General features: G+C 60.7%; 19 protein-coding genes, 1 tRNA gene and 1 pseudogene. 18 read left to right on the top strand and 3 right to left on the bottom strand.

Translation table 11 applies throughout. The features are described from left to right. Positions 1-186: 186 nt before the first annotated feature. A tRNA-Gln gene (locus tag KHO07_RS11600) sits at positions 187-261 on the bottom strand. A gap of 415 nt (positions 262-676) precedes the next feature. Between KHO07_RS11600 and KHO07_RS11595 the strand changes: the two genes are divergently transcribed. From KHO07_RS11595 to KHO07_RS11515, 17 genes are all read left to right on the top strand, one after another. Further along, on the top strand, positions 677-2083 hold the full coding sequence (locus tag KHO07_RS11595) for an aldehyde dehydrogenase family protein (protein WP_212627254.1): 1407 nt from the start codon (positions 677-679) through the stop codon (positions 2081-2083). A 378-nt stretch (positions 2084-2461) separates the two neighbouring features. Beyond that, the gene (locus KHO07_RS11590) at positions 2462-3280 is read left to right on the top strand and encodes an alpha/beta hydrolase (protein ID WP_212627613.1); all 819 of its coding nucleotides are present in this window, start codon (positions 2462-2464) and stop codon (positions 3278-3280) included. Between the two features lie 37 nt (positions 3281-3317). Beyond that, a complete protein-coding gene (locus KHO07_RS11585) occupies positions 3318-4442 on the top strand; it encodes an ATP-binding protein (protein ID WP_244858285.1) in 1125 nt (374 codons plus the stop codon). A gap of 227 nt (positions 4443-4669) precedes the next feature. Further along, the gene (locus tag KHO07_RS11580; RefSeq protein WP_212627253.1) at positions 4670-5641 is read left to right on the top strand and encodes an MBL fold metallo-hydrolase; all 972 of its coding nucleotides are present in this window, start codon (positions 4670-4672) and stop codon (positions 5639-5641) included. Positions 5642-5773: 132 nt separating this feature from the next. Beyond that, positions 5774-6073 carry a hypothetical protein gene (locus KHO07_RS11575; RefSeq protein ID WP_212627252.1) on the top strand — a complete coding sequence of 100 codons (300 nt, stop codon included), beginning with the start codon at positions 5774-5776 and terminating at the stop codon, positions 6071-6073. 161 nt (positions 6074-6234) lie between these two features. Further along, positions 6235-7974, top strand: coding sequence for a dipeptidase (locus tag KHO07_RS11570; protein WP_212627251.1), 1740 nt, complete (start codon positions 6235-6237; stop codon positions 7972-7974). Positions 7975-8328: 354 nt separating this feature from the next. After that, a complete protein-coding gene (locus KHO07_RS11565; protein ID WP_212627250.1) occupies positions 8329-9831 on the top strand; it encodes a DUF3300 domain-containing protein in 1503 nt (500 codons plus the stop codon). 26 nt (positions 9832-9857) lie between these two features. Then, positions 9858-10745, top strand: a complete 888-nt coding sequence (locus KHO07_RS11560) for a DUF2950 domain-containing protein (RefSeq protein ID WP_150734579.1) — start codon at positions 9858-9860, stop codon at positions 10743-10745. A 43-nt stretch (positions 10746-10788) separates the two neighbouring features. After that, entirely contained in the window at positions 10789-11229 is a 441-nt protein-coding gene (locus tag KHO07_RS11555) for a TspO/MBR family protein (RefSeq protein ID WP_212627249.1), read from the top strand. A 134-nt stretch (positions 11230-11363) separates the two neighbouring features. Next, positions 11364-12662, top strand: coding sequence for a sialidase family protein (locus tag KHO07_RS11550; protein WP_212627611.1), 1299 nt, complete (start codon positions 11364-11366; stop codon positions 12660-12662). Continuing rightward, positions 12659-13276 carry a hypothetical protein gene (locus tag KHO07_RS11545; RefSeq protein WP_212627248.1) on the top strand — a complete coding sequence of 206 codons (618 nt, stop codon included), beginning with the start codon at positions 12659-12661 and terminating at the stop codon, positions 13274-13276. Before KHO07_RS11550 ends, KHO07_RS11545 begins: the two co-directional genes overlap by 4 nt. A gap of 33 nt (positions 13277-13309) precedes the next feature. After that, positions 13310-15346, top strand: a complete 2037-nt coding sequence (locus KHO07_RS11540; protein WP_150734548.1) for an LTA synthase family protein — start codon at positions 13310-13312, stop codon at positions 15344-15346. A 1881-nt stretch (positions 15347-17227) separates the two neighbouring features. Continuing rightward, on the top strand, positions 17228-18601 hold the full coding sequence (locus KHO07_RS11535) for a glutamine synthetase family protein (protein ID WP_150734550.1): 1374 nt from the start codon (positions 17228-17230) through the stop codon (positions 18599-18601). Positions 18602-18608: 7 nt separating this feature from the next. Beyond that, the gene (locus KHO07_RS11530; protein ID WP_212627247.1) at positions 18609-20000 is read left to right on the top strand and encodes an aldehyde dehydrogenase family protein; all 1392 of its coding nucleotides are present in this window, start codon (positions 18609-18611) and stop codon (positions 19998-20000) included. 3 nt (positions 20001-20003) lie between these two features. Continuing rightward, positions 20004-21164 carry an iron-containing alcohol dehydrogenase gene (locus KHO07_RS11525; protein WP_212627246.1) on the top strand — a complete coding sequence of 387 codons (1161 nt, stop codon included), beginning with the start codon at positions 20004-20006 and terminating at the stop codon, positions 21162-21164. 146 nt (positions 21165-21310) lie between these two features. Next, a complete protein-coding gene (locus KHO07_RS11520) occupies positions 21311-22879 on the top strand; it encodes an amino acid permease (RefSeq protein ID WP_212627245.1) in 1569 nt (522 codons plus the stop codon). Between the two features lie 315 nt (positions 22880-23194). After that, the gene (locus tag KHO07_RS11515) at positions 23195-23869 is read left to right on the top strand and encodes a class I SAM-dependent methyltransferase (RefSeq protein ID WP_212627244.1); all 675 of its coding nucleotides are present in this window, start codon (positions 23195-23197) and stop codon (positions 23867-23869) included. Between the two features lie 20 nt (positions 23870-23889). On the opposite strand, the pseudogene KHO07_RS11510 reads toward KHO07_RS11515, so the two are convergent. Next, a pseudogene (locus KHO07_RS11510) lies at positions 23890-24224 on the bottom strand (hypothetical protein). Positions 24225-24272: 48 nt separating this feature from the next. Further along, positions 24273-25046: a helix-turn-helix transcriptional regulator gene (locus KHO07_RS11505; protein WP_150734581.1), complete on the bottom strand. Its 774-nt coding sequence runs from the start codon at positions 25044-25046 to the stop codon at positions 24273-24275. A gap of 148 nt (positions 25047-25194) precedes the next feature. Here KHO07_RS11505 and KHO07_RS11500 point away from each other — a divergent pair, with 148 nt between their 5' ends. Continuing rightward, positions 25195-26412, top strand: coding sequence for an MFS transporter (locus KHO07_RS11500; protein ID WP_150734556.1), 1218 nt, complete (start codon positions 25195-25197; stop codon positions 26410-26412). The last annotated feature ends 47 nt before the right edge of the window (positions 26413-26459 follow it).

Genomic DNA, 26459 nt, shown 5'->3' with positions numbered 1-26459 from the left:
CGCTGAGAATCCCTGCGCGATTGGTCCGCCAGGTGCGTGTTCTGTCCTTTGTGCGAGCCACGAACGCGGACCGTCAGCCTTGACTGACCATCCCACTGAGATCGGTTTGAAACCGTTTTAAAGACAATCGTCCAAGACTCGCGTGTTACCTGCCGAGTGATTGAAATCTGGATGATGATAAGAAAATGGCAGGGGCGGCTGGATTCGAACCAACGCATGGCAGGATCAAAACCTGCTGCCTTACCGCTTGGCGACGCCCCTGTAGCTGTTGCTGTGAGTGCCTGGCACTCATTTCTGACTTCGCAGCTTGCAAGCCCTGGGAGGGCCCCTGCGAAAGTGCGCGAAATTTAACAACTTTCGTGACGTCTGGGAAGCCCCACACCGAAATTTATTTGAATTAAAACAGCCAGTTAGTGATGTCTCGCATGGCGCCAATGCCCTTGCGGCGAGGCAGCACCTGCGTTCTGGCCAATATTCAGACTTCGCCACGCTTCAGCCGCCAACAGGTACGGCTCGAGAGCACTATCCGCCCAAGCCTCCAGGCATTCTCTAAAACTGAACGAAAGCTTCTTAATTATTCAGTTTTGCAAAAGACCACCGACTATTACCTTGGGTCCAGGTTTGACAGGCACACCGGCCTGAATCGCCCTTTTTCGTACGACTCGAGGTAGCTCCCATGTCTGAACAATCCCTGGCTGTGCACTCCCCTTTCGATGGCGCTATCGTCGGTCACGCGGCGGTTTCCACCGAGGCCGATGTCGAGCAGGCGCTGAGTGTTGCCCATGGCATCTTCCGCGACCGCAGCCAGTGGTTGTCCAAGCCTCGGCGGATTGAAATCCTGCAGCGCGCAGCCGAATTGATCATTGCGCGCAAGGTGGCGATTGCGACCCAGGCGGCCAGCGAAGGCGGCAAGCCGCTGAGAGATTCGATCACCGAGGTCGAGCGTGGTATCGACGGTATCCTCAATTGCATCGAGGTGCTGCGCACCGAAGGCGGCCACGTGATCCCGATGGGACTGAACGCCAGCTCGGCCAACCGGGTTGCCTTCACCCAATACGAACCGCTTGGTGTGGTCGCGGCCGTTTCGGCATTCAACCACCCGTTCAACCTGATCGTGCATCAAGTGGTACCGGCCATTGCGGTCAGTGCGCCCGTGGTGGTCAAGCCGGCGGCCAACACACCGCTGAGCTGCCAGACCTTGCTCGATATTCTCGCCGAGGCCGGCCTGCCCGATGGTTGGGCGCAAATGGTGCTGCCGACCGACAACGCGGTCACCGGCAAACTGGTGTCCGACCCACGGGTGGGTTTCTTCAGCTTTATCGGCTCGGCGGCGGTGGGCTGGATGCTGCGCTCGACCCTCGCCCCGGGGACCCGCTGCGCGCTGGAGCACGGCGGCGTGGCGCCAGTGATTCTCGCGGCCGATGCCGACCTCGACGACGCCCTGCCGCGCATCGCCCGTGGTGGCTTCTGGCACGCCGGTCAGGCGTGCGTCAGCGTGCAACGGATTTTCTGCCATCGCAGCATCGCCGAGCAGGTCGCCGGACGACTGGGCCAATCGGCCGACGCGATGGTAGTGGGTGACCCGACCGAGATGGCGACCGACGTCGGCCCGCTGATCGCCGAACGTGAAGTCATGCGTGTGGGCCAATGGGTGAACGACGCCGTTGCCGGTGGCGCCCGCTTGATTGCCGGTGGCCGCGCACTGGGCAACAACTGCTATGCGCCCACTGTGCTGCTCAACCCGCCTATCGATTCGAACGTGATGCAAAAAGAAGTCTTCGGCCCGGTGGTGGCGGTCTATGCCTACGACGACCTGGCAGAAGCGATCCAACTGGCCAACGCTCTGCCCTATGCCTTCCAGGCCGCGGTGTTCACCCGGGACCTGGACACCGCCATGCAGTGCTATCAGGACCTCGACGCCACGGCCGTGATGGTCAACGAAAACACCCTGTTCCGCGTCGACTGGATGCCGTTCGCCGGTGCACGCCTGTCCGGCCATGGTGTGGGCGGTATTCCTCACACCATGAAAGAAATGCAGGTCGAGAAAATGATGGTCTGGCGTTCGCGAGCGGTGCGCGGCTGAACGGCGTGCTGTCAACTTCCACCTGTCCTTCAAGGAGGCCGATTGATCGAACTGCCGGCCTGAGTCACCGGCAGATCTACATACCAAAGCGTTAGTTTCAAACACCCATGTCTGGTGGTCAGTGCCGTGCTTTGTCCATAAATTTTCCACATCCGGGGAAACATCCTCGGGGCCGGGCCGGCGCTCCCTCTAGAACTCACATGAGTAATGAACATGACTGACGAGACAAGCGGAACCACACGCCGTGGTTTGATCACCACCGGAGCCATGGCTGCAGCCCTGGCGGTGACATTGCCTGCGCTGGCGGCGCAGCAGACATCGGCATCGACTACCGCCGCTGCGGGCGGCAAAAGCGACGGCAGTGCCAGTGGTTCGGGGATGATCACCGTCAAGGACGGCACGCAGATTTTCTACAAGGACTGGGGCAGCGGTCAGCCGATCGTATTCCACCACGGCTGGCCACTGTCCAGTGACGACTGGGATGCGCAAATGCTGTTCTTCCTCAGCAAGGGTTTTCGCGTCATCGCCCATGATCGCCGTGGTCATGGCCGCTCCTCCCAGACCTCTGTCGGCAACGACATGGACACCTACGCCGCCGACGTCGCTGAACTGATGGCGCACCTGAATATCAGGAATGCCGTGCACATCGGTCACTCCACCGGTGGCGGTGAAGTGGCCCGTTATGTGGCGCGACATGGCCGCGGTCGCGTGGCCAAAGCGGTACTGATCGGTGCGGTACCGCCGATCATGCTGCGCACCGCGAAAAATCCGGGCGGCATTCCAATGGACGTCTTCGACGGCTTGCGCAAAGCCGTGGCGGAGAATCGCACGCAGTTTTATCGCGAGTTTCCGAGCGGGCCGTTCTACGGCTTCAATCGCCCCGGCGCGAAGGTCTCCGAAGCGATCATCGACAACTGGTGGCGCCAGGGCATGACCGGCGGGATCAAGGCGCAGTACGACTGCATCAAAGCCTTCTCGGAAACCGACTTCACCGATGACCTGAAAAACATCGAGGTGCCGACCCTGGTGCTGCACGGTGAAGACGACCAGATCGTACCGATCGCTGACTCGGCGCAGCTGTCGATCAAACTGCTGCGACACGGCACGTTGAAAACCTACCCGGGCCAGCCCCACGGCATGTGCACGACCCATGGCGACGTGATCAACGCAGACCTCCTGGCGTTCATCAAGGCTTGATGCCCTTGGGCGGCGGCAGCATCGCAAGAGCCGGATCATGCTGAACGTCATGTCCGGCTCCCCGCGCGGCACGGCAAAGTGCCTGGCGCTATGGGCAACCACGTTCGCGATATTTCTCGTCGATACCCTCACGGAACTGCATATCGCGGTGGCGGTGCTGTACGTCCTGGTCATCATGATGGCCATGGACTGCTGCTCGATTCGCGGACTGCGCCGGGTGGCACTGACCTGCGCGGTGTTGACGGCTGCCGGGTTCTTTGTTTCCCATCACGAGCATCCGTTCAGCGCCGCACTGGCGCGCTGCCTCGTCAGCCTGACGGCTATCGGCATTGCCACCTGGCTGGCTTTGAAAAATCGGCGCACCAGCGATGAACTGCAAAAGCAATTCAGTTTGTTGGCCCATACCCATGATGTGGAAGCGCAGTTGCATCGCGCGCAAATCGAACTCGCCCACATCAGCCGCAATACAACGATGGGCGAACTGTCTGCGTCCATCGCCCACGAAGTGAATCAGCCTTTGGCAGCCATCACCTCCAGTGCCGAAGCCGCCCAACGCTGGCTTGACCGACCGGTTCCCGACCTCAAGGAAGCCGGCGCTGCCATCGCCAGGGCAGCCAGTAATGCGCGTCGTGCGGCCGAGGTGATAAAGCGCATTCGCGACCTGACCCGCAAAAGCGATTCGCACTACGAAGAACTGGATCTGCAATCCGTAGTGACGGACTCACTCGCCCTGCTTGAACGGGAAATCCAGAGTCATCAGGTGCGATTGTTGTGCACGTTCGCGCGCCATTCACCCAAGGTGTCAGGCGATCGTATCCAGCTCCAGCAGGTGGTGATAAACCTGATCGTCAACAGCCTGCACGCCATGAGCGGCCACCGAGACTCGCCGGGTGAGTTGCATGTAGGCGTTTATTGGCAAGAGGACCGTGCAGTGGTGCAAGTGCACGATAACGGCCCGGGGATTGACCAACAGCACCTTGCGCTGCTGTTCGATGCGTTTTTCACCACCAAGGAAGATGGCATGGGGATCGGGTTATCCATTTGCCGCTCGATCATCGAGTTGCATGGCGGATCCATCCGGGCAGACAGTCAGCCCGACCAGGGCGCGACCTTCTCGTTCTCCCTCCCGCTTTCGACAGCGAATGGCCAACCCTCGAAATAGCGTCACGATCTGTCCTGAATGACGCTGCCCAGCGGGCGTTACGCCGCACAACGCAGCCACCTTTTGGTTGGAAACGATCACCCTAAAGCCTGAGGGATCTATACCTGCGTATGGTATCGAACGCGGTACTTCGGGATGCACACTCGTTCTCCAGGCGATCGGTCGCTCTCGCAGCGAAACAGCCGCTTTCGCCAACGACTTTTGACCCAGGCAAACGGAGAATGAGCATGACAACGCATCTGGACTACCCCACCCAACAGGCTGGAGCACATCCGCCAGGCAACGGTCAGCAGCAGGCAACAACACTCGTCGGTGGAACGGGATTCGAGGAGTTGGTTCCTTCGCGCTACGCCGTGCGGGTCGGCGAGATTGACGTGCTGGTGATCAGCGATGGCGTGCTGCCTCTGCCAACCTCGACGATGTCCACCAACGCCGACCCGGCCGCCCGTGCGGCCTGGTTCAAGGACATGTTCCTGGGGCCAGACGCCTTCGATTGGGCGCTGAACGTCCTGGTGATACGCAGCGGCGAGCAAATCATTCTCGTCGACGCCGGGCTGGGCGGGCAATTCCCCGGTTTCCCGAGGGCCGGACAGTTTCCCAAGCGCCTGCAGGCTGCCGGTATCGATCTGGGTTCCGTGACTGACGTGGTGATTACCCACATGCACATGGACCATATCGGCGGGCTGCTGGTCGACGAGGTGAAAAACAAGTTGCGGCCAGACGTACGCATCCACGTTTCAGCGACCGAGGTCGCGTTCTGGGAGTCGCCCGATTTCGCCCACACCGTCATGCCAGAGCCGGTGCCGGACGTCCTGCGGGCAACCGCCAAACAGTTCATCAATGATTACCGCAGCAACGTGCGGACCTTCGAAGACGAGTACGAAGTCGCACCGGGTGTGGTCGCCAAAGTTACCGGTGGCCACACCCCTGGGCACTGCGTGGTCTACGTGAACTCCGGCGGCGAACGCCTGACCTTTGCAGGCGACGCCCTGTTCCCGGTGGCCTTCGAACACCCCGACTGGCACAACGGCTTTGAACACGACCCTGAGGAATCGGTGCGCGTGCGGGTCCGGCTGATGCAAGAAGCGGCAGCCAGCGGAGAGCTGTTTGTCGCCACGCACCTGCCGTTCCCTTCGGTTGGCCGCGTGGCCATCGATGGCAACGCGTTTCGCTGGGTAGCGGCTTTCTGGGATTACTGACCGTTTTCAGGTGAGTCCGGCCTCTGCAACGCTCGTGCGTGGGGCGTAGAGGCCGGACGAAAGCCCTGAACCCGTCTAATCTGATTAGTACAGATTCAACACGCCTGCTGCCTCTTCTAAAGGGGAAACGCAATGACGAGTCAACACACGCACCTCTGCTCGTCATGGCACCTCCCTGCCCTGCTCGCTATCAGCCTGGCGTTGAACGCCGGATGTTCGGGCAAAACGTCTACGACTCACTATGCATCCTCGAACATCGGTTCAGCCTGCTATGCGAAAGCCCTTCCCACGGTCGGCGAAGGTGGCCTGGCCTGGGGCGACACCCTGACCATGGCGCGGCAGAAATCCCTGAGCAATTGCGCGCGCTATGCCGGCCGTTCCGGCGGCACGCCAAGTACCTGCCAAGTGGTGCTGGCGGAATGCAAGCATTGAAAAAGCGGATTTTTCGTTTCTGCGCCGCTTTTGCATTTCTGTGCGACACATCCCACTTCCGGGGCTCCCGTTTCACACACTCGTGGTGTTAGCTTGGAGATGTTTCTGATTAAACGATCAGATATTTCCCACAAACTGCCTGCAAAGGAATGCCCCCAGCAATGGACTTTTCACTCAAGCACCTGGCCGCGACCACCCTGATGATCGCCAGCCTGTCGACGTTCACCACCGCTGCCCACGCCAACATCACACCGCAACAGAGCGCGATCATTCTCAAGACCTTCGGCGATGCCTCGGTCAAGGACTTCCGGCAGTTCCTTGGCAGCCTGGCCAAAAGCGATATCGCCAAAACCGACGACCTCGGCCCGGCCATCAAAGCCTTCCTCGACAACAAGACGCTGACCGCTGAGCAACAGAACGAAATCCATCGTTTGCTAGGCCTGTATGCGCGGCTGAAATACGGCAGCGCCGCCACCGAAACCTTGAAGGAACTGGTGGCCATCCCGACCGTGCGCGTCGACGGTGTGGAACAGCATGACAACCCTGAATTCATCAAGATCGCCGAGAAGATCAAAGGCCTCGCCCAGGCGTTCAACCTGAACTTCCGCAACATCGATAACCGCGTCTATGAAATCTCCCTCGAAGGCAGCGGCGCTGAAGTCGTGGGCATTCACGCCCATGCCGACGTGGTGCCGGTCACGCCGGAAAACTGGGTCCTGAAGGACGGCACCCGCCTCGATCCGTTCAAGGTCACGCTGATCGGCGACCGCATGTATGGCCGCGGCACCGAGGATGACAAGAACGGCATCGTGGTGGCGATGTACGCCATGAAAATCATCAAGGAAGAGAAACTGCCGCTGGCGAGGAACTTCAAGCTGCTGGTCGACACCACCGAAGAAACTACCGGCGACGCCATCCCCTACTACTTCGAACGCAACCCTACGCCCAACTACAACCTGGCGCTGGATGGCGGCTATCCGGTGGTCATCGCCGAGAAAGGCTACGGCACGGTCATGGCCAGCTTCGCCAAGCGTGAAGCCCAGGGCAAAGGCGCGGAAATCATCTCGATGACCGGCGGCCTGGCCACCAACCAGATTCCGTCGACATCGGTCGCCACGCTGCTGACCGACAAGCCCGCCGAACTGGCCGCCAGCCTGCAAACGGCCGGGGCCGATTACGTCAAGCGCAACGGCGGCAACTTCGAGGTCGCGGCCAAGGTCGACGGCAAGGACGTCAAGCTGACCGTCACCGGTGTTTCCGCGCACTCCTCCGAGCCTGAATCCGGGGTCAACCCGGTGGCGAGGATGCTCGACTTCATCAATGGCCTGGACGGCAAGGTTGCGCTCAAGCACAACCAGATCACTGATGCCGCCCGCTATGCGGCCGACAACTGGGGCCTGGATTACCTGGGTGGCAAATTGGGCGTCGGTTTTTCCGATGAGTTCATGGGGCCGCTGACCACTTCCCTGACCTATGTCGGGGTGGATGACAAAGCGTTCAAACTGGCGGTCAACCTGCGCGTGCCGAAGGGAAAATCGCCGCAAGCGCTGAAAGCGGAAATCGCCGGCAAGCTCGACGCCTGGAGCAAGAAAAGCAAGATCGCACCGAACTTCGACTACTCCATCGCCGAACCGATGTACCGCAACCCCGAGGGTGAATGGGTCAAGGCCCTGCTCGCCGTGGCCAGCGAAAACCTCGGCATGGAACACAAGTTCGGCACCTCCGCCGGCGCCACCTCGGTGCACGAACTGCCCAACGGCGTGCAATTCGGCCTGGCCATGCCAGACGTGAAATACACCGGCCACAACGACAACGAGTTCAAGACCACCGAGCAATTCCTGCTCGACCTGCAGATCGTGACCGAAATGATGGGCCGCATCGGCCAGTTGCCAAAGCTCTGATCCGCCTTCGCTGATGCTGGCGGGGACGAAAGTCCCCGCTTTTTTTTGGTGATGGGTGGGTGTGGGTGAGTTTTTTGCCCACGGATTTCATCCAGCCAGACCCTACCCGTCATCGTTAACGACCATCGCCAGCAAGCCGGCTCCTACGGAATTCGCGTTACCTGCATTCCCCGGGATTGCGTGAACAACCTGAAAAATCGCAGCCTCCTATTGCGTTAAACCCTGGCAAATTCTGGTTCGCTGCTACGATTAAGGAGCGCCAACGAACTGAGGCCTGCGGCTTGCACAGTCGGCACTGACCTCCCTGAAGTTGATCCTCTCATTTCGAGCCTGCCCGACCCCAGGGAGGGAGTAATGCGTATTCCATTGTTTTACGCGATGTCGGCTGTTCTGTTTTTGAGCGGAACGCCCAGCCTGGCGCAATCGGCGCAGACCACCGCACTGGCCCCGGCAAACGCTGCCGAGACCCCGCCCGCGCCTGCACCTGCGCCTGCCCCGGCGCCCGTCAAAGACGCGGTGTTCACCCAGGAGCAGCTGGATCAAATGCTGGCGCCTATTGCGCTTTATCCGGACCCCTTGCTGGCGCAACTGCTGATGGCTTCCACTTACCCCGGGGAAATCGCCGAGGCGGTGAAGTGGTCGAAAGCGCACCCGGACGCCAAGGGCGATGATGCAGTCAAACAAGTGGCGAATCAGACCTGGGACCCGAGCGTGCAGGCGCTGGTCGCTTTTCCGCAAGTGCTGGCCACGCTGGGACAGGATCCCGTCTGGGTCCAACGCCTGGGTGATGCTTTCCTGGCGCAGCCCGATGACTTGATGGACGGCGTGCAACGCCTGCGTCATCAAGCCCAGGCGGCAGGCAATCTGCAGAGCAATCAATATCAGAACGTGACGGTTCAGGCAGCGCCGGCACCCGCCCCCGCCACTCCGGCGCCCGCCCCTGCACCGGCCAGCAGCACCTCCACTATCATCATTCAGCCTGCCGATCCGCAGGTTGTGTATGTGCCCACGTATAACCCGACAACCACTTACGGCACTTGGGCCTACCCGGCGTCGCCCCCCGTGTATTACCCACCGCCACCGGCCTATTACCCCGGTTCGGCATTGGTGGCCGGGCTGGCATTCGGCACCGGTGTGGCGATCATCGGGTCGTTGTGGGGCGATTGCGACTGGGACAACAACGACGTCGACATCGACGTCAATCGCTACAACAACATTAATCGCAACAACCAGATCACCAACAACAAGTGGCAACACAACTCTGCTCACCGTGATGGCGTGCCCTACCGTGACACCCGCAGCCGCGAACAGTATGGCCGACAATTGAACGGTGCCAGCCAGCGTGACGCTTATCGAGGCGACAACGCCCAACGCGCCCAGGCCCGGGAAAACGCCCGCAACTCAATGGACAAACACGGTATCGAGCGCCCCGCCACCAGCAACCGCGAGGCCCGCGATCAAACCCGCCGAGCCCAGTCGGAAAACACGGTCAACAATCGGATGCAGTCCGGTACAGACAGGCCGAGAACGTCTGACAGAGCCCAGAACACCGCCAGAAATACCCGCGAGAATCAGCAGCCCAGAAGAGAGGCCGGCCAGGTGAATCAACGCACCCAGGATCGCTCGCAGGACCGCTCACAAGTGCGCCAGACATCCCAAAAAAGACCGGCCGCCAGCGCCGGCAGTGCCCGCAACAACGCATTCGCCGGCGCACGCTCACCGTCGCAGACCAACGTACAAGCTGCACGTGGCCGGGCCAGTCAGGCATCCGCCATGCGCCCCAGTGCCGCACGATCCGCCGGCCACCCGATCAGTCGGCCATCCGCACCAGCGCGTCAAAGGGGGGGCCGTCGTTGAAAAACCTACTTCCTGTAAAGGCACTCATGGGCTTGCTGCCGCATGTTCTGGCGATCACTGCCGGGCTGGTCTGGTCGAGTATGGCGTTGGCACAGCAGGCATTTCCGACACCCGAAAAAGCCGCGCAAGCATTCGTCGAGGCACTGGGCACCGAACACGCTGATCAGGCGCGCCTGACAGAGTTGCTCGGTGAGGACTGGCGCACTTACATCCCGCGTGAAGGCGTGCAGCGCAGTGATGTGGATGCGTTTCTCAAGCAGTACCACGAGCAACACAGCATCGAAAAAGCCAACGAGCGCAAGGCCCACCTGGCCGTCGGCAGTGATCACTGGACCTTGCCGATCCCCATGATTAAAGACGCCAAGGGTTGGCGTTTCGACCTCAAGGCCGGCAGCGTGGAAATCCGCGCGCGCCGAATCGGTCGCAACGAACTGGCCGCCGTGCAATCGGTGCTGACCTATCACGACGCGCAGATGGACTATGCGTCTGTCGATCGCGACGGTGATGGCGCACTCGAATACGCGCAAAAAATCCTCAGCACCCCCGGCCAGCACGACGGCCTCTATTGGGAGGACGACGACAGTGGCCAGATCAGCCCGTTGGGACCACTGTTCGGCAAAACCATTGCCGGCGAAGACTGGCACGGCTACCACTTCCGCATCCTTGACGGCCAAGGCCCTTCGGCACCGGGTGGTGCCTACAGCTACCTCATTGGCGACAAAATGAGCCGCGGTTTTGCCCTGATTGCCTGGCCGGCGAAATACGATGACACCGGTGTCATGAGTTTCATGATCAGTCATGACGGCCAGGTGTTCGAGAAAGACCTCGGGCCCGGGGGCGACAAACTGGCGAAAGCGATGAAGCGCTTTGATCCGGATGACAGCTGGAAGGAAGTGGCTGCCGATCAGGACTAAGGCGCAATTGGCTGCAGACGGCTGAACTGACTGAGGACGAGTGATGACTTTTCTTGTTTTTCTACTGGCCTGCGGCGCCGCGGCGAGCACGGGCCTCATTTTCAAACCGGGCCCGTGGTACGAGTCCCTCATCAAACCCCGCTTCACCCCACCCAACTGGGTGTTTCCGGTCGCTTGGTCGACCATCTATTTGCTGCTCGCCTGGGCCGGGTACCGGTTGACGCTGATACCTGCAAGCCAGCCGGTGCTGGCGTTATGGGCGGCGCAGATTGCGCTCAATACGCTGTGGACACCGGTGTTCTTCGGTGCGCAACGCATTCTCGCCGCGATGGTGATCCTGGCAGTGCTGTGGCTGGTGGTCGCGGCCATGGTGGTGATGGCGCTGCGGCTTGACCTGATCACTGGCTTGATCCTGTTTCCTTACCTTGTGTGGCTATGTGTGGCCGCCGCTTTGAATTTTTCCATCCTGGTAAATAATCGTTGATGAAGCGGTCCAAACGGCGTCCTAGAGCCTCCAACACATCTGCTTACAAATGAGCCATTCGCGGAAAGCCTGATCGGCGACTAACACTGATAGGTTAGCGCGCTTTATTGGGCCATGAGATGCCTAGCCTTACTATGCGCATCAAACTACCCGGCGTCCCCGCCCTCGGTGCTTGTCTCGCACTGCTCTGTCTCTTTGCGACCGCATGGCTGCTCAACCCTGCCAATACGCATTCTTCATTTGCCCTGATGAAACCGGCGATGGCCGTGGCCAATCAGGTCGCCAAGCCCATCTATACCAGCCGTTTCGCTTCGTCCGGGCTGGTGGATTTCGTGCATTCCTCGGCCGTCACCGCGTTGCCTGATGGCAGTTTGATGACCGCCTGGTTCGCCGGCTCGCGCGAAGGTGCCGCCGATGTGGAAGTGCGTGCCGCCCGATTCGACGCGAAAACCGGTGAATGGGGGTCGGAGCAGGTACTGGCAACCCGCCGTTCGACCCAGCAAGGCACCCAACGCTATATTCGCAAGCTGGGCAACCCGGTGATCGCCCTCGCGCCGGATAACCGTCTGTGGTTGTTCTACGTGTCCGTGTCCATGGGCGGCTGGGCCGGCAGTGCGGTCAACGTGATGGTCTCTGACGACTTCGGTGGACATTGGTCCGCCCCTCGCCAGTTGATCACTTCGCCCTTTCTGAATATCAGCACCCTGGTCCGCTCGGCACCGGTGTTTCATGCTGACGGGTCCATCGGTTTGCCGGTCTACCATGAGTTTTTGGGCAAGTTTGCCGAATACCTCTATCTGAGCGCCGACGGCGATGTGATCGATAAATACCGCATCAGCCACGGCATGAACTCATTGCAGCCCACCGTCGTTCCGCTCGACGGACAGCGCGGCATCGCCCTGTTGCGCTATGCCGGCAACACCCATCACCGGGTTCTGGCGACCCGCACCGAAGACGCCGGGCAAACCTGGAGTGAGCCGTATCCGCTCGACCCCTGGAACCCCAACTCTTCGCTGGCGGCCGTCGCGACGCCTGAGCACGGCTTGCTCGTAGCGCTCAATGACCTGCAGGAGGGTCGTTTCAAGCTGAGCCTGTATGGCACTGACGCGAAGATGGACGACTGGCGCTCGTTGCGGGACCTGGACAAATCACCTGATCCAGCGGGGGCGCCGTTTTCGCCCAAGGCCTACAAGGAAATCATCGGCAACGAATTTCGCGATTCCAGTGGCGCGCTCCGCCAACCGTTGGAGGCGCAATTCCTGAGCAATCTCGACACGCGGGTCTGTAACTCCCTGGGCTGCGAGTTCGAATATGAGTATCCCTACTTCATCCGCAGTCCCGACGGCATGTATCACCTGGTTTATTCCTGGAACAACACCTTCATCAAACACGTCACTTTCAACGATGCGTGGCTGTCCGAGCGTCTCAAATGATCAACCTTTGGCAAGCCCACATCACCTTCGCGATGATCATCTTCCTGCTGCTGCCAGCCTTTGGTTTGCACCGGTACTGGCGTGTCGCGCTACTGGTCGCCTTGTTGGCGGCCAGTTTCATTCGGCTGGACGGGTTGTCCCTGGCGGTGTACTTGCGCAGCCACATCGATGACCTTGCGATTACGACACTGGTCTTCATGGCGTGGGGCTGTTTGCGTCGGCTGGACTTGCTGGCGCCGGCACAGCGGAACAAAACCGGTGTGTTGATCCTGTTCGCGGCAATGGGGCTGGTGCTGTACCCGGCGACGCTCGGCCTGAGTGACATGGACCCGTATCGTTTCGGCTACAGCCCGCGGCCGATGCTGGTTCTCATGGCGCTGCTCACGTTCGGCCTGTTTTACCTGCGCAACTCTCTGGCCGTGGTGATGCTGGCCAGCGCCACCCTGGCCTTCGTCGCCGGGATAAAGCCTTCGCAAAATTACTGGGATTACCTGGTTGATCCGCTTCTGGGTCTGTACTGCTGCGCCGCACTTGCACTGCTTATCATGCGCTGGCTGTTCGGCAGCCTGCGCAAGTGGCGAGTTTCAGCACGGGACGTATCCCGATCTTCTTGAGATTCGACGACATTTTTTAACAGGGGAACATGGATGGGTTGGCTGCAATCGAGACGTTTGCACTATTGGCTAGGCGCGACAGCGATTCTGTTCGCGCTGTTTGCCGTGCTACGGGTGGTGTTCTTTTTCGGCTTTTCCGGCTTCGACGCTAAAGCGCTGTCCGGCGACGATACCGTCCTGGAAACCCTGGGCATCGGCTTTCGTTTCGATCTGCGCCTGGCCATCCTGGTAATGCTGCCGGTGGCGCTGCTGGCCTGGATTCCTCGCTGGAACCTCATCGGCAGCCGACTGCTGCGCGGGATCGCACGCCTCTACCTGGTGGTAACGCTGGCTGCCCTGCTGCTGATCTACATCGTCGATTTCGGGCACTACGCGTACCTCGGCATGAGGATCAATGCCACCGTTCTGCGCTTTATCGAGGACGCTCAAATTTCCCGCGACATGGTCTGGCAGACCTACCCGGTGGTGTGGATTACCCTCGGCTGGCTGGCAACGCTCGCCTTGGTGATACTGGCCCTGGTGCGCCTGGAACGCGTGACGCTGGATCGCATTCGCCAACCGATTCACCCGCTTTCCGCTACATGGGGCGGTGCAGTGATGGTGGTGTTGGTACTGCTCGGGATTTTAGGCCGTGTCGAGAACATGAACCTGGAAAACCCGGTGCCGTTGCGCTGGAGCGACGCGTTCTTCTCGGGCAATAACCAGATCGCCGCGCTAGGGCTGAACCCGGTCATTTTCCTCTATGACACGGTCAAGGTCGGTCAATCGCGTTATGACGAAGCTCAGGTGCGTGAACACTATGCGGTAATGGCCAACTACCTGGGGGTCGATCAGCCGGATCCGCAAAACCTGAATTTTGTCCGCCACCAGGCACCGCAACCTTACAAAGTACCGGGGTCGCGACCGCCGAACGTGATGTTCGTCATGCTTGAATCCTTGGGCACCAGCGCCGTCGGCGCCTACGGCAACCCGATCAACCCGACGCCCAATATCGATCGCCTGGCCACCCAGAGCTGGTTCTTCGAACACTTCTACGTGCCGGTGACCGGGACCGCGAAAACCGTCTGGGCCAGCATTACCGGGGTCCCTGACGTCACGCGCCAGGAAACGGCGACGCGTAACCCGTTGATCACCAAACAGCACTCGCTGATCAACGCCTTCACCGGTTACGAGAAGATCTACACCATTGGCGGCAACTCCGGTTGGGCCAACATGAACGCCTTGATCCGCCAGAGCATCGACGGCGTGCGCCTGTTTGAAGAACGCGACTGGAAATCACCGGTGGTGGACGTCTGGGGCATTTCCGACCTGGACCTGTTCAAGGAAACCGACCGCATCCTGCAAGCGCTGCCCAAGGACAAACCGTTCTTCGCGTACGTACAGACCGCCGGTAACCATCGTCCCTTCACCATTCCCAAAACCAATGATGGATTCGAGGTCAAGCACCCTACCCTTGAAGAAGTCCAGGCCGCCGGTTCGCGCAGTGTCGAGCAGTACAACGCCGTGCGCCTGCTGGACTTCAACATCGGTCGTTTGATGGAAATCGCCAAGGCAGGCGGCTACTACGACAACACCATTTTCGTGCTGTTTGGCGACCACAACACCCGTATCGCCCAGATCCCTTTCCTGGCCCCGGCCTACGAGCAACTGGGTCTGGAAAGCAATGCGGTGCCGATGATCATCCACGCCCCGGGCTTGATCGGGACGCGCAAGGTCGGGGAAGCGGTGGGTCTGGTGGACTTGCTGCCGACCGTGGCAGGCATGGCCGGCCTTGAGTTCCGCAACGGCGGCATGGGCCGTGACATCCAGCAGCCAGCGCCCGAGGGTGAGCGCGTGGTACCGCTGGTGCTGCGTGAGGGGACGTTCCCGTTGATTGCCGGCGTGACCCAACATTACATGGTGCAAATGGAACACGACGGCAGCTCGCCCACGCTCCACGACCTGGCGTCGATGACGCCCACCGACAACGTGGCTGAGCAGAATCCGGAAGAGTTCAAACGCCTGATGCAATTGACCCGCGCGATGCACGAAACCTCGCGATTGATGCTGTACCAGAACGTGCGGGAGTAACCGCTGACCCTGCCATCGCAGAGCAAGCTTGCTCGCGATGGCGGACGGTCAGCCGACATCACCGCTGAATGACCCGCCGCGATCGCCAGCAAGCCGGCTCCTACAGGTTGATATCTGTGGGCACGCAAATTTTGTGTGCGACCCAACCCCCTGTAGGAGCAAGCTTGCTCGCGATGGCGGACGGTCAGCCGACATCACCGCTGAATGACCCACCGCGATCGCCAGCAAGCCGGCTCCTACGGTTTGATAGCTGTGGGCCCGCAGATTTCGTGTGCGCCCCAATCCACTGTAGGAGCAAGCTTGCTCGCGATGACGGAGTGTCAGCCAACATCATCGCTGAATGCCCCACCGCGATCGCCAGCAAGCCGGCTCCTACGGTTTGATAGCTGTGGGCACGCAGATTTCGTGTGCAACCCAATCCCCTGTAGGAGCAAGCTTGCTCGCGATGGCGGACGGTCAGCCGACATCATCGCTGAATGACCCGCCGCGATCGCCAGCAAGCCGGCTCCTACGGTTTGATAGCTGTGGGCACGCAGATTATATGTGCAACCCAATCCCCTGTAGGAGCAAGCTTGCTCGCGATGACGGACGGTCAGCCGACATCATCGCTGAATGCCCCACCGCAATCGCCAGCAAGCCGGCTCCTGATATCCGTGGGCACGCAGATTTCGTGTGCGACCCAACCCCCTGTAGGAGCAAGCTTGCTCGCGATGGCGGACAGTCAGCCGACATCACCGCTGAATGCCCCACCGCAATCGCCAGCAAGCCGGCTCCTACGGTTTGGTATCTGTGGGCACGCAAATTTTGTGTGCAACCCAACCCCCTGTAGGAGCAAGCTTGCTCGCGATGGCGGACGGTCAGCCGACATCATCGCTGAATGACCCGCCGCAATCGCCAGCAAGCCGGCTCCTACAGTTTGATATCTGTGGGCACGCAGATTTCGTGTGCGCCCCAATCCCCTGTAGGAGCAAGCTTGCTCGCGATGGCGGACGGTCAGCCAACATCATCACTGATTGCCCCACCGCAATCGCCAGCAAGCCGGCTCCTACGGTTTGATATCTGTGGGTACGCAGATTTCGTGTGCGACCCAATCCCCTGTAGGAGCAAGCTTGCTCGCGATGGCGGACGGTCAGCCGACATCATCGCTGAATGACCCGCCGCGATCGCCAGCAAGCCGGCTCCTACAGGTTGATATCTGTGGGCACGCAGATTTTGTGTGCGACCCAACCCCCTGTAGGAGCAAGCTTGCTCGCGATAGCGGACGGTCAGCCGACATCATCGCTGAATGACCCGCCGCGATCGCCAGCAAGCCGGCTCCTACGGTTTGGTATCTGTGGGCCCGCAGATTTTGTGTGCGACCCGATTCACTGTAGGAGCAAGCTTGCTCGCGATAGCGGACGGTCAGCCGACATCATCGCTGAATGCCCCGCCGCGATCGCCAGCAAGCCGGCTCCTACAGGTTGATATCTGTGGGTACGCAGATTTTATGTGCAACCCAATCCCCTGTAGGAGCAAGCTTGCTCGCGATGGCGGACGGTCAGCCGACATCATCGCTGAATGACCCGCCGCGATCGCCAGCAAGCCGGCTCCTACGGTTTGATATCTGTGGGTACACAGATTTCGTGTGCGACCCAATCCCCTGTAGGAGCCAGCTTGCTGGCGATTGCGGATGGTCAGCCGACATCACCACTGAATGACCCACCGCAATCGCGTCATCTCAAAAAAATCTGCGCGGCTGAAAACTTGCGAAAAGCGACAGTAGGCTAAGCTTACGTCAGCTTATTGCCCACGATGCTCGCGGCGGCGGTTGTTGGAATTTCTGGAGAGCGTCTGCAACAGCTATCTCAGACAGTTCCACACAATTTGCGCAGGATTGCCGTGATGACCGAGCCATTCCTCAGTTTTGACGAACTCAAGCGTGCGGCCCTCTCTGGCGAGATCGATACCGTGCTGGTGTGCATGGTCGACATGCAGGGACGGCTGGTGGGCAAGCGATTCCAGGTCGAGTTTTTCATCGACAGCGGTCATGAAGAAACCCACTGCTGCAACTACCTGCTGGCCGACGACATCGACATGGAGCCGGTGCCGGGCTACGCCGCTGCCAGTTGGAGCAAAGGCTACGGCGACTTTGTCCTCAAACCCGACATGCGCACCCTGCGCAAAGTGCCCTGGCTGGAATGCACGGCGCTGGTGCTGTGCGATGTGCTCGACCATCACCACCGCCAAGACTTGCCCCACAGCCCACGGGCGATCCTGAAAAAACAGGTCGAGCGCCTGCGCGAACGCGGCTACACCGGCATGTTCGCCTCGGAGCTTGAGTTCTACCTGTTCGACGAAAGTTACGAGGCCATCCACAGGCGCAACTACCACAAGCCAAAAACCGCCGGGCATTACATCGAGGATTACAACATCCTGCAGACCACCCGTGAGGAGCCGGTGCTACGGGCGATTCGCAAGCACCTTCAGGCCAGCGGCATTCCCGTGGAAAACTCCAAGGGTGAATGGGGCCCGGGCCAGGAAGAGATCAACATCCGCTACGCCGACGCCATGACCATGGCCGACCACCACGTCATCATCAAGCACGCCTGCAAAGAGATCGCGCAGCTACAAGGCAAGGCGATCACCTTCATGGCCAAGTGGCGCTACGACGCCGCCGGCTCCAGCAGCCACATCCACAACTCGCTGTGGGACAAGAACGCCAGGAAGCCGCTTTTTTACGACGCCAAGGCCGAGTTCGGCATGTCCAGGCTGATGCGTTCGTGGGTGGCCGGACAGCTCAAATACGCCAATGACATCACCTGTTTCCTCGCGCCCTACATCAATTCCTACAAGCGTTTTCAGGCCGGCACCTTCGCCCCGACCCGCGCGGTGTGGAGCCGAGACAACCGTACCGCCGGTTTCCGGTTGTGCGCTGAAAGCAGCAAGTCCATTCGCATCGAATGTCGCATCGGCGGCGCCGACCTCAACCCCTACCTGGCCTTCGCCGCCCTGATCGCAGCGGGGCTGGCGGGCGTCGACGAAAAACTCGAGCTCGCCCCACCCTTCGAAGGCGATGCCTACCTCGACGAGCAATTGCCGGAAGTGTCCAAGACCCTGCGCGAAGCCAGCGCCGCGCTCCAGGGCTCAAGCATGCTGCGCGAGGCGTTCGGTGATGAAGTGATCGACCACTACGTGCACACCGCCGAATGGGAGCAGAAAGAGTACGACCGGCGGGTCACCGATTGGGAACTGCAGCGCGGCTTCGAGCGCTATTGAGATCGACATGACTTCGACTATCCAACTCATCTCACCGGTCGATGGCCGGGTTTACGCTGAACGCCAACTTATCGATGCGGCGCAACTCGAGCAGGCACTGGTGGCAGCCGCAACCGCACAAGCACAGTGGAAGCGCCGGCCACTGAACGAACGTGCGGCTTTTTGCAGTGCGGCGGTGGACGCGATGCTGGCCATGAAAGAGCAAATCGTCCCCGAACTGGCCTGGCAAATGGGCCGGCCGGTGCGCTATGGCGCCGGCGAACTGCGCGGTTTCGAAGAACGCGCGCGGCACATGATCGCGATTGCCCCTGAAGCCCTGGCAGCGGTTGAACCCGTGCCCATCGCTGGCTTTCGGCGGTATATCAAACGTGAACCACTGGGGACGGTGCTGGTGGTCGCGCCCTGGAATTACCCGTACCTCACGGCGGTGAATACGATTATCCCGGCACTGATGGCGGGCAACGCCGTCATCCTCAAACATGCCTCGCAAACCCTGCTGGTCGGTGAACGGTTCGCCGAGGCCTTTCGTCGCGCCAACCTGCCGCCAGGCCTGTTCCAGAACTTGCTGCTCGATCATGGCCAAACCGCCGCGATTATTGCCTCTGCACGGGTGCAGCAGGTGAACTTCACGGGGTCGGTGGCCGCAGGCAAGGCCATGGAAAACGCCGCCAGCGGACGATTCCTCGGCATGGGCCTGGAACTCGGTGGCAAAGACCCCGCCTATGTCCGGGCAGACGCCAACCTTGAACACGCCGTGGAAAACCTGGTGGACGGCAGCTTTTTCAACGCCGGACAAAGTTGCTGCGCCATCGAGCGCATCTATGTCGATCAAACCCTCTACCCGGCGTTCGTCGAGCGCTTCGTCGAGTTGACCCGCCAATACGTGCTGGGCAACCCGTTGGACGAAGCCACCACCCTCGGTCCGCTGGTGACACCCGGCGCGGCTTCTTTTGTCCGTGGCCAGATCGCCGACGCGGTGGCCCAAGGCGCGAAGGCGCTGATCGATCCGCAGACGTTTGCCGCCGATGCACCGGGCAGCGCCTACCTCGCGCCGCAGGTGTTGATCGACGTCAGCCATGAAATGTCGGTCATGCGCGATGAAAGCTTCGGGCCAGTGGTGGGCATCATGCCGGTGTCCAGCGATGACGAAGCCATTGCCTTGATGAATGACAGTGAGTTCGGGCTCAGTGCGTCGATCTGGACCCGGGACCTTGCTGCTGCGCAACACCTGGGCGACGCCATCGACACCGGCACCGTGTTCATGAACCGCTGCGACTACCTGGACCCGGCCCTGGCCTGGACCGGAGTAAAAAACAGTGGGCGCGGGGTCACCCTGTCGCGCCTGGGTTATGAACACCTGACCCGCGCCAAATCCTTCCATTTGCGCCACGAGACCTGAACCATGAGCCTGACCGGAAACTGGAATTACCCCACCAGCATTCGCTTCGGTGCCGGCCGCATCAGCGAGCTGGCCGAGGTCTGTCGCAGCCAGGGTATTCAGCGACCGTTGCTGGTCACCGACAGTGGCCTGGGCCGGGCGCCGATCACCACCGCCGCCCTGGATTCACTTCGTGACGCGGGGCTGGGTGCTGCGCTGTTTTGCGACCTCAAACCCAACCCGGTCGAAGCCAATCTGGCCGGCGGGCTCGATGCCTGGCGCGCGGGCAATCACGATGGTGTGGTCGCCTTCGGCGGCGGCAGTGGCCTGGACATGGGCAAGCTGATTGCATTCATGAGCGGCCAGACGCGGCCGGTCTGGGATTTCGAGGACATCGGCGACTACTGGACCCGCGCCGATGAAAGCCGCATCGCCCCGATCATTGCAGTGCCGACCACCGCCGGCACAGGCTCGGAAGTCGGCCGTGCGGCGGTGATCATCGACGACCGCACGCACACCAAACGCATCATCTTTCACCCGAAAATGATGCCGCGCGTGGTCATCAGCGACCCGGCGCTGACCGTCGGCATGCCGGCCAAAGTCACCGCCGGGACAGGCATGGATGCATTGGCGCACTGCCTGGAAGCCTACTGCGCGCCCGGCTTTCACCCGATGGCTGACGGCATCGCCGTGGAAGGCATGCGTTTGGTGGCGAATGCCTTGGTGCGCGCCGTGCATATGCCTTCCGATCTCGATGCCCGGGGGCAAATGCTGGCCGCGGCAGCAATGGGCGCGACCGCATTCCAGAAAGGCCTTGGCGGGATGCACGCCCTCGCCCATCCGATCGGCGCGCTGTACGACACGCACCACGGCATGACCAATGCGACCCTGATGCCGTACGTACTGAAATTCAATCGCCCGGCCATCGAGGAACGCATCACGCGCCTGGCGGCTTACCTGCACCTGCCCTCCCCGGGCTTCGACAGTTTCATGGCCTTCGTCCTCAAGCTGCGCAAAGACATTACCGTCCCGCACACGCTGTTTGAGCTGGGCGTGGATGACAAGCAAGCCGAGCTGATTGCAGACATGGCGGTGGTCGACCCTTCGGCCGGTGGTAATCCGTTGCCGCTGACCAAGGCCGGGGTGACGGACATTTTCCACGCGGCCTACCACGGACGCCTGTAGCGCAATCGACGGTCCATGGTCGATACGCCAGCAGGCGGCATGGACACGTTTCATCGTTACAACAGGAGCAGTACGACAAGGGGTTGAAGGCCAGCCCATCTGGAGGCCCGGATGGATGCGTATCAAAACCTGAAGGGGCACCGACAATGAACCCAGCAAGCCAGCCCGGCACCGACACGCCGCAAGATGACGACGACGTCAAGGTGCTGCACAGCATGGGCTATGCCCAGCAGCTATCGCGACGGATGGGCGTTTTCTCCAACTTTGCGATTTCCTTTTCAATCATCTGCATCCTCTCCGGCGGCATCAACTCACTCGCCCAGGGCACCTCGGGCGCGGGCGGTGCCTCGATCGGCATCGGCTGGCCGATCGGTTGCCTGATTTCCGGGGTGTTCGCCCTGGCCATGGCGCAGATTTCCTCGGCCTACCCCACCGCCGGCGGCCTGTATCACTGGGGCTCGATCCTCGGCAACCGTTTCACCGGCTGGCTCACGGCCTGGTTCAACCTGCTGGGGCTGGTCACGGTGCTGGGGGCCATCAACGTCGGCACTTACTACTTTTTCTTCGGCGCCTTCGGCCCGGCACTGGGCATGGAGGACACCACCACAACCCGGGTGATTTTCCTCGCCATCCTCACCGGGCTCCAGGCCTTGTGTAACCACTTGGGCATCGGCCTGACCGCCAGGCTCACCGACTTCTCGGGCTACCTGATTTTCGCCACCGCACTGGCCCTGACCATCGTCTGCCTGATCTCGGCCCCCAGTTACGAGTTCGCCCGACTGGTGACCTTCGGCAACTACTCCGGCGAGGCCGGCGGCAGCGTCTGGCCACAGGTGTCCAACGGCTGGGTGTTCATGCTCGGCCTGCTGTTGCCGATCTACACCATCACCGGCTATGACGCGTCCGCGCACACCTCCGAAGAGACCCGCAATGCCGCCATCTCCGTGCCCAAGGGCATGGTCATGTCGGTGGTCTGGTCGCTGCTGTTCGGCTGGGTGATGCTCAGCTCGTTCGTGCTGATGCTGCCGAACATGGACGAAGCGGCCAGCAAAGGCTGGAGCGTGTTTTTCTGGGCCATGGACACCCAGGTCAACCCGACCTTGAAGCTCGCGTTGTACGTGGCGATTTTTATCTCGCAGGTACTTTGCGGATTGGCGACGGTGACCTCGGTTTCACGGATGATCTTCGCCTTCTCCCGCGACGGCGGCCTGCCCTTCTCCAAAGCCCTGGCCTCGGTCTCGCCAACCTTTCGCAGCCCGGTAGCGGCCACCTGGACAGGGGCGACGCTGGCAGTGTTGTTCGTTTGGGGATCGTCGGTGATCTCGATCGGCGAGACACCGGTCTACACCATCGTGGTCTCCTGCACGGTGATCTTCCTGTTTTTCTCTTTCATCATTCCCATCGTGCTCGGCCTGTTTGCCTACGGAACCTCGAAGTGGCCGACCATGGGTCCCTGGAACATGGGCCGTTTCTGGTACACGGTGTTCGCGTTGCTGTCGGTGCTGTCGATGGTGATCATTTTCATCATCGGCATCCAGCCGCCAAACGATTGGGCGCTGTACATCACCATCGGCTTCCTGGTGCTGACGGCCATCGTCTGGTTCGGCTTTGAGGCCCGGCGCTTTCAGGGGCCGCCGGTGGGCGACGTGATCGCCAGACGCCAGGCGGAAATCGCCGCGGCGGAAGCGGCGTTGAACAAACATTCAGGGATCTGATGCCACGCAGGGAACAAAGACTTTTGTTCCAGTGAGTCCGACCGTTGCTGGATCGCGGAAAATGACGGCAAGGACCTGACCAGCCAGACGTGGGCTCGGGACCTGTAGCCCTGACTGCTGGGTCCTTGTCTAGTACGCATTTGGGGTTTTACGGAACGCAGCTGCGGATCAGGCTGTCACCTGTACACGACGCGTGTTGTGTCGCCACACCACGAAACAGAGGTGAACAACCATGAACAACATTATCTACATCGTTGGTGCCGTTGTGATCGTCCTGGTTATTCTGTCGTTTGTCGGAATCGTGTAATCATCCAAATGCCTACACCCGAAACAATCCTGCTTGAAAGCTGGCACCACAATAGCCATGCCTGGATCGAAGCCATCCGCAGTGGCAGCATCGAAAGCCGCCTTCAGGTTACCGATCAGGCCATCCTGCTGGCGGTGCTTGGCCGCCAGCCTGAACGCGTGCTCGACCTCGGGTGCGGAGAGGGCTGGCTGCTAAGGTCTCTGACCGATCGCGGCGTTGAGGCAGTGGGGGTTGATGGCGATGCGACGCTGGTCGAGGCTGCCCAGACTGCGGGCTCAGCTTCGGTGTATGTGGCGAGTTATGCAGAACTGGTCGATGCCAACGTTGAGGTCGGGCGTGACTACAACCTGATCTGCGCCAACTTTTCCCTGCTTCACCAGGACATCATTCCCCTGCTCGCGGCCATGATCGCCCTGCTCGCCCCGGGCGGTGCATTGGTGATCCAGACGCTGCACCCGTGGGCCGTTGCGGCGGGCAATTATCAGGACGGTTGGCGGGAGGAGACTTTCAGCGGGTTCCAAGGGCAATGGCGGCCGATGCCGTGGTACATGCGAACCTTGTCCAGCTGGATCAACGCCCTGGATATGGCCGGATTGCGCTTGGCGAGCTTGCAAGAACCCCAGCATCCACAAAGCCCGATGCCGCAATCGTTACTGCTGGTGGCCGAGCCGCGAGGTGAATAGCCAGCTCAATTGAATATCGCTTAAGACCGGGTGGCAGCGAACGTTCCTGAAAATACTCGCAATACGGGGCCGGTGAGAATGACTGAGCCTACGCCATCCCATTGCACCGTTACCGTTCCGCCATCACATTCAACCGCAACAGTGTTGTCCAGCAAGCCGCGACGAATGCCGTTTACAACCGCGCCACAACAGCACGAGCCTGAACCGAGCGGAATCCCTCCCCAAAGCCGACACCGCGATTGCGATCCCCCATTCGCCGCGCGATGTCCGCGGTCATCGAGTTGCCCGCATTACGTGAGTCGACGATAACAAAATCATCGCCATTGGCATGCATCTTGTGAAAACTCAGCGACATGAAAGGCCTCTGATAACGAATGATGGAAAAATCTCGGTGCGGCCAACATCACTTGAAAAAATGACTGGGTGTCTTGCCGAACTGTTTCTTGAACATGGTCGTGAAGGCACTGGGGCTGTCGTAACCCAGTTCACCGGCGATATCGATGATCTTCTCGCCAACCGCGATGCGCTCCAGCGCCAGCAGCAATCGCGCCTGCTGTCGCCATTGCCCGAACGTCATGCCGGTTTCCTTGTGAAACAGCCGCTGGATGGTTTTCTCATCGAGATTGAGCCGCACGCTCCAGTGCGCCAGGGTCGAGCCATCGCCGGGGTCGCGCTGCAACGCCGAACACACCACCTTGATGCGTGGATCGGTCGGTTGCGGCAGATGCAGCGGCAAGGTCGGCAAAATCGTCAGTTCATCGAGGATCAGACGCATGACCCGGCCCTCGCGCGACGCCGGCTCGTAGGGCGGCTTGATATCGACCGAGACCTTGATCAGCTCGCTCAGCAGCGCAGAAATGCTCACCGCCCGAGGCTCGCTCGGCAACTCGGTCAACGGGTCGGGCCGCACAAACACGCTGCGCATTTTCAGCGGCCCCACACAGCGGATCGAGTGGACGTGCCCGCTCGGCATCCAGATGCCACGACTGGGTGGCACGGTCCATTGGCTTAATCCCGAATGCACGACCATCACCCCCTCGATGGCGTAGATCAACTGATGGGCCTCATGGGAGTGCGGTTCGATCAGCCAGTTTTCCGGGTAATCCGTCGCGCTGCTGCTTACCTTGCAGGGGCGTTGGTCGATCTCTCTGAGAAATTCTGCCAGCGGTTTGATGATGACGCCCTTTTTGCGATAGTCGGTTCCCGGATTGCGCGAGACAGGCAAACCAGCGAAAACCTAGGATAGCGCCGAACCCTGAAATGGGTAGCGCTTTTGTACCCCACACCTGGCGCCCCGCCGTGCGTTTTTGTCTGGAAGATCTGCCATGTCCATCAGTACCACCGCTTCGCCCGCGGCCACCCCTTCGGTGGCCAGTCAAGCCAGCCCCTTGGTGATGCGCGTCATTGGCGCCTGTGCCCTGGCGCACCTGATCAATGACCTGATCCAGGCCGTGCTGCCGTCGATCTACCCGATGCTGAAAACCACGTACGGCCTGAGCTTCACCCAGGTCGGGCTGATCACCCTGACCTTCCAGCTGACCGCTTCGCTGCTGCAACCCTGGGTGGGTTATTACACTGACCGCCACCCAAAACCGTGGCTGTTGCCAGCCGGTATGGTCTGCACCTTGATCGGCATTCTGATGTTGTCGATGGTCGGCAGCTTCCCGGCGATTCTGCTGGCCTCGGCGATGGTGGGTATCGGTTCGTCGACCTTTCACCCGGAAACCTCCCGCGTCGCGCGCCTGGCTTCGGGCGGCCGCTACGGCCTGGCGCAGTCGACGTTCCAGGTCGGTGGCAACGCCGGCAGCGCGTTCGGTCCATTGCTGGCGGCGGCCATTGTCATTCCGTATGGCCAGGGGAACGTCGCCTGGTTCGGCCTGTTCGCGGTGTTCGCCATCCTCGTGCAGTACGGCCTGAGCCGCTGGTACCGCAACCACCTGAACCTGTTCAAGCTCAAGCAAGGCAGCAAGGCCACCCACGGCTTGTCGAAAAGACGGGTGACCTTCGCCCTGGTGGTGCTGGCGCTGCTGGTGTTCTCCAAGTATTTCTACATGTCCAGTTTCACCAGCTACTTCACCTTCTACCTGATCGAGAAATTCGACCTGTCGGTGGCCAGCTCGCAGCTGTACCTGTTCCTGTTTCTCGGCGCCGTCGCGGCCGGTACGTTTTTCGGTGGGCCGATTGGCGACCGCATCGGGCGCAAGCAAGTGATCTGGTTTTCGATTCTCGGTGCGGCACCTTTCACCCTCGCCCTGCCCTACGTCGATCTGTTCTGGACCAGCGTGCTGAGCATGATCATCGGCTTCATCCTCGCGTCGGCGTTCTCTGCGATCGTGGTCTTTGCCCAGGAACTGGTGCCCGGTAACGTCGGCATGATCGCCGGGGTGTTCTTCGGCCTGATGTTCGGCTTCGGCGGTATCGGCGCCGCGCTGCTCGGCCATCTGGCGGACATCCACGGCATCGAATACGTGTACACGCTGTGTTCGTTCCTGCCGCTGCTGGGGATCCTGACCATTGTGTTGCCATCGACCAAAGGCGTTTAAGGGCCAGCGACGTTCATCGGAAACACTGCCAGGTTTCTCGAACTCGC

Origin of the sequence: Pseudomonas sp. PP3 (assembly GCF_905336995.1) — a bacterium.
GTDB lineage: Bacteria > Pseudomonadota > Gammaproteobacteria > Pseudomonadales > Pseudomonadaceae > Aquipseudomonas > Aquipseudomonas reinekei.
Note: the sequence above shows the minus strand (reverse complement) of the source record. Positions and strands in the feature narration are given on the sequence as shown.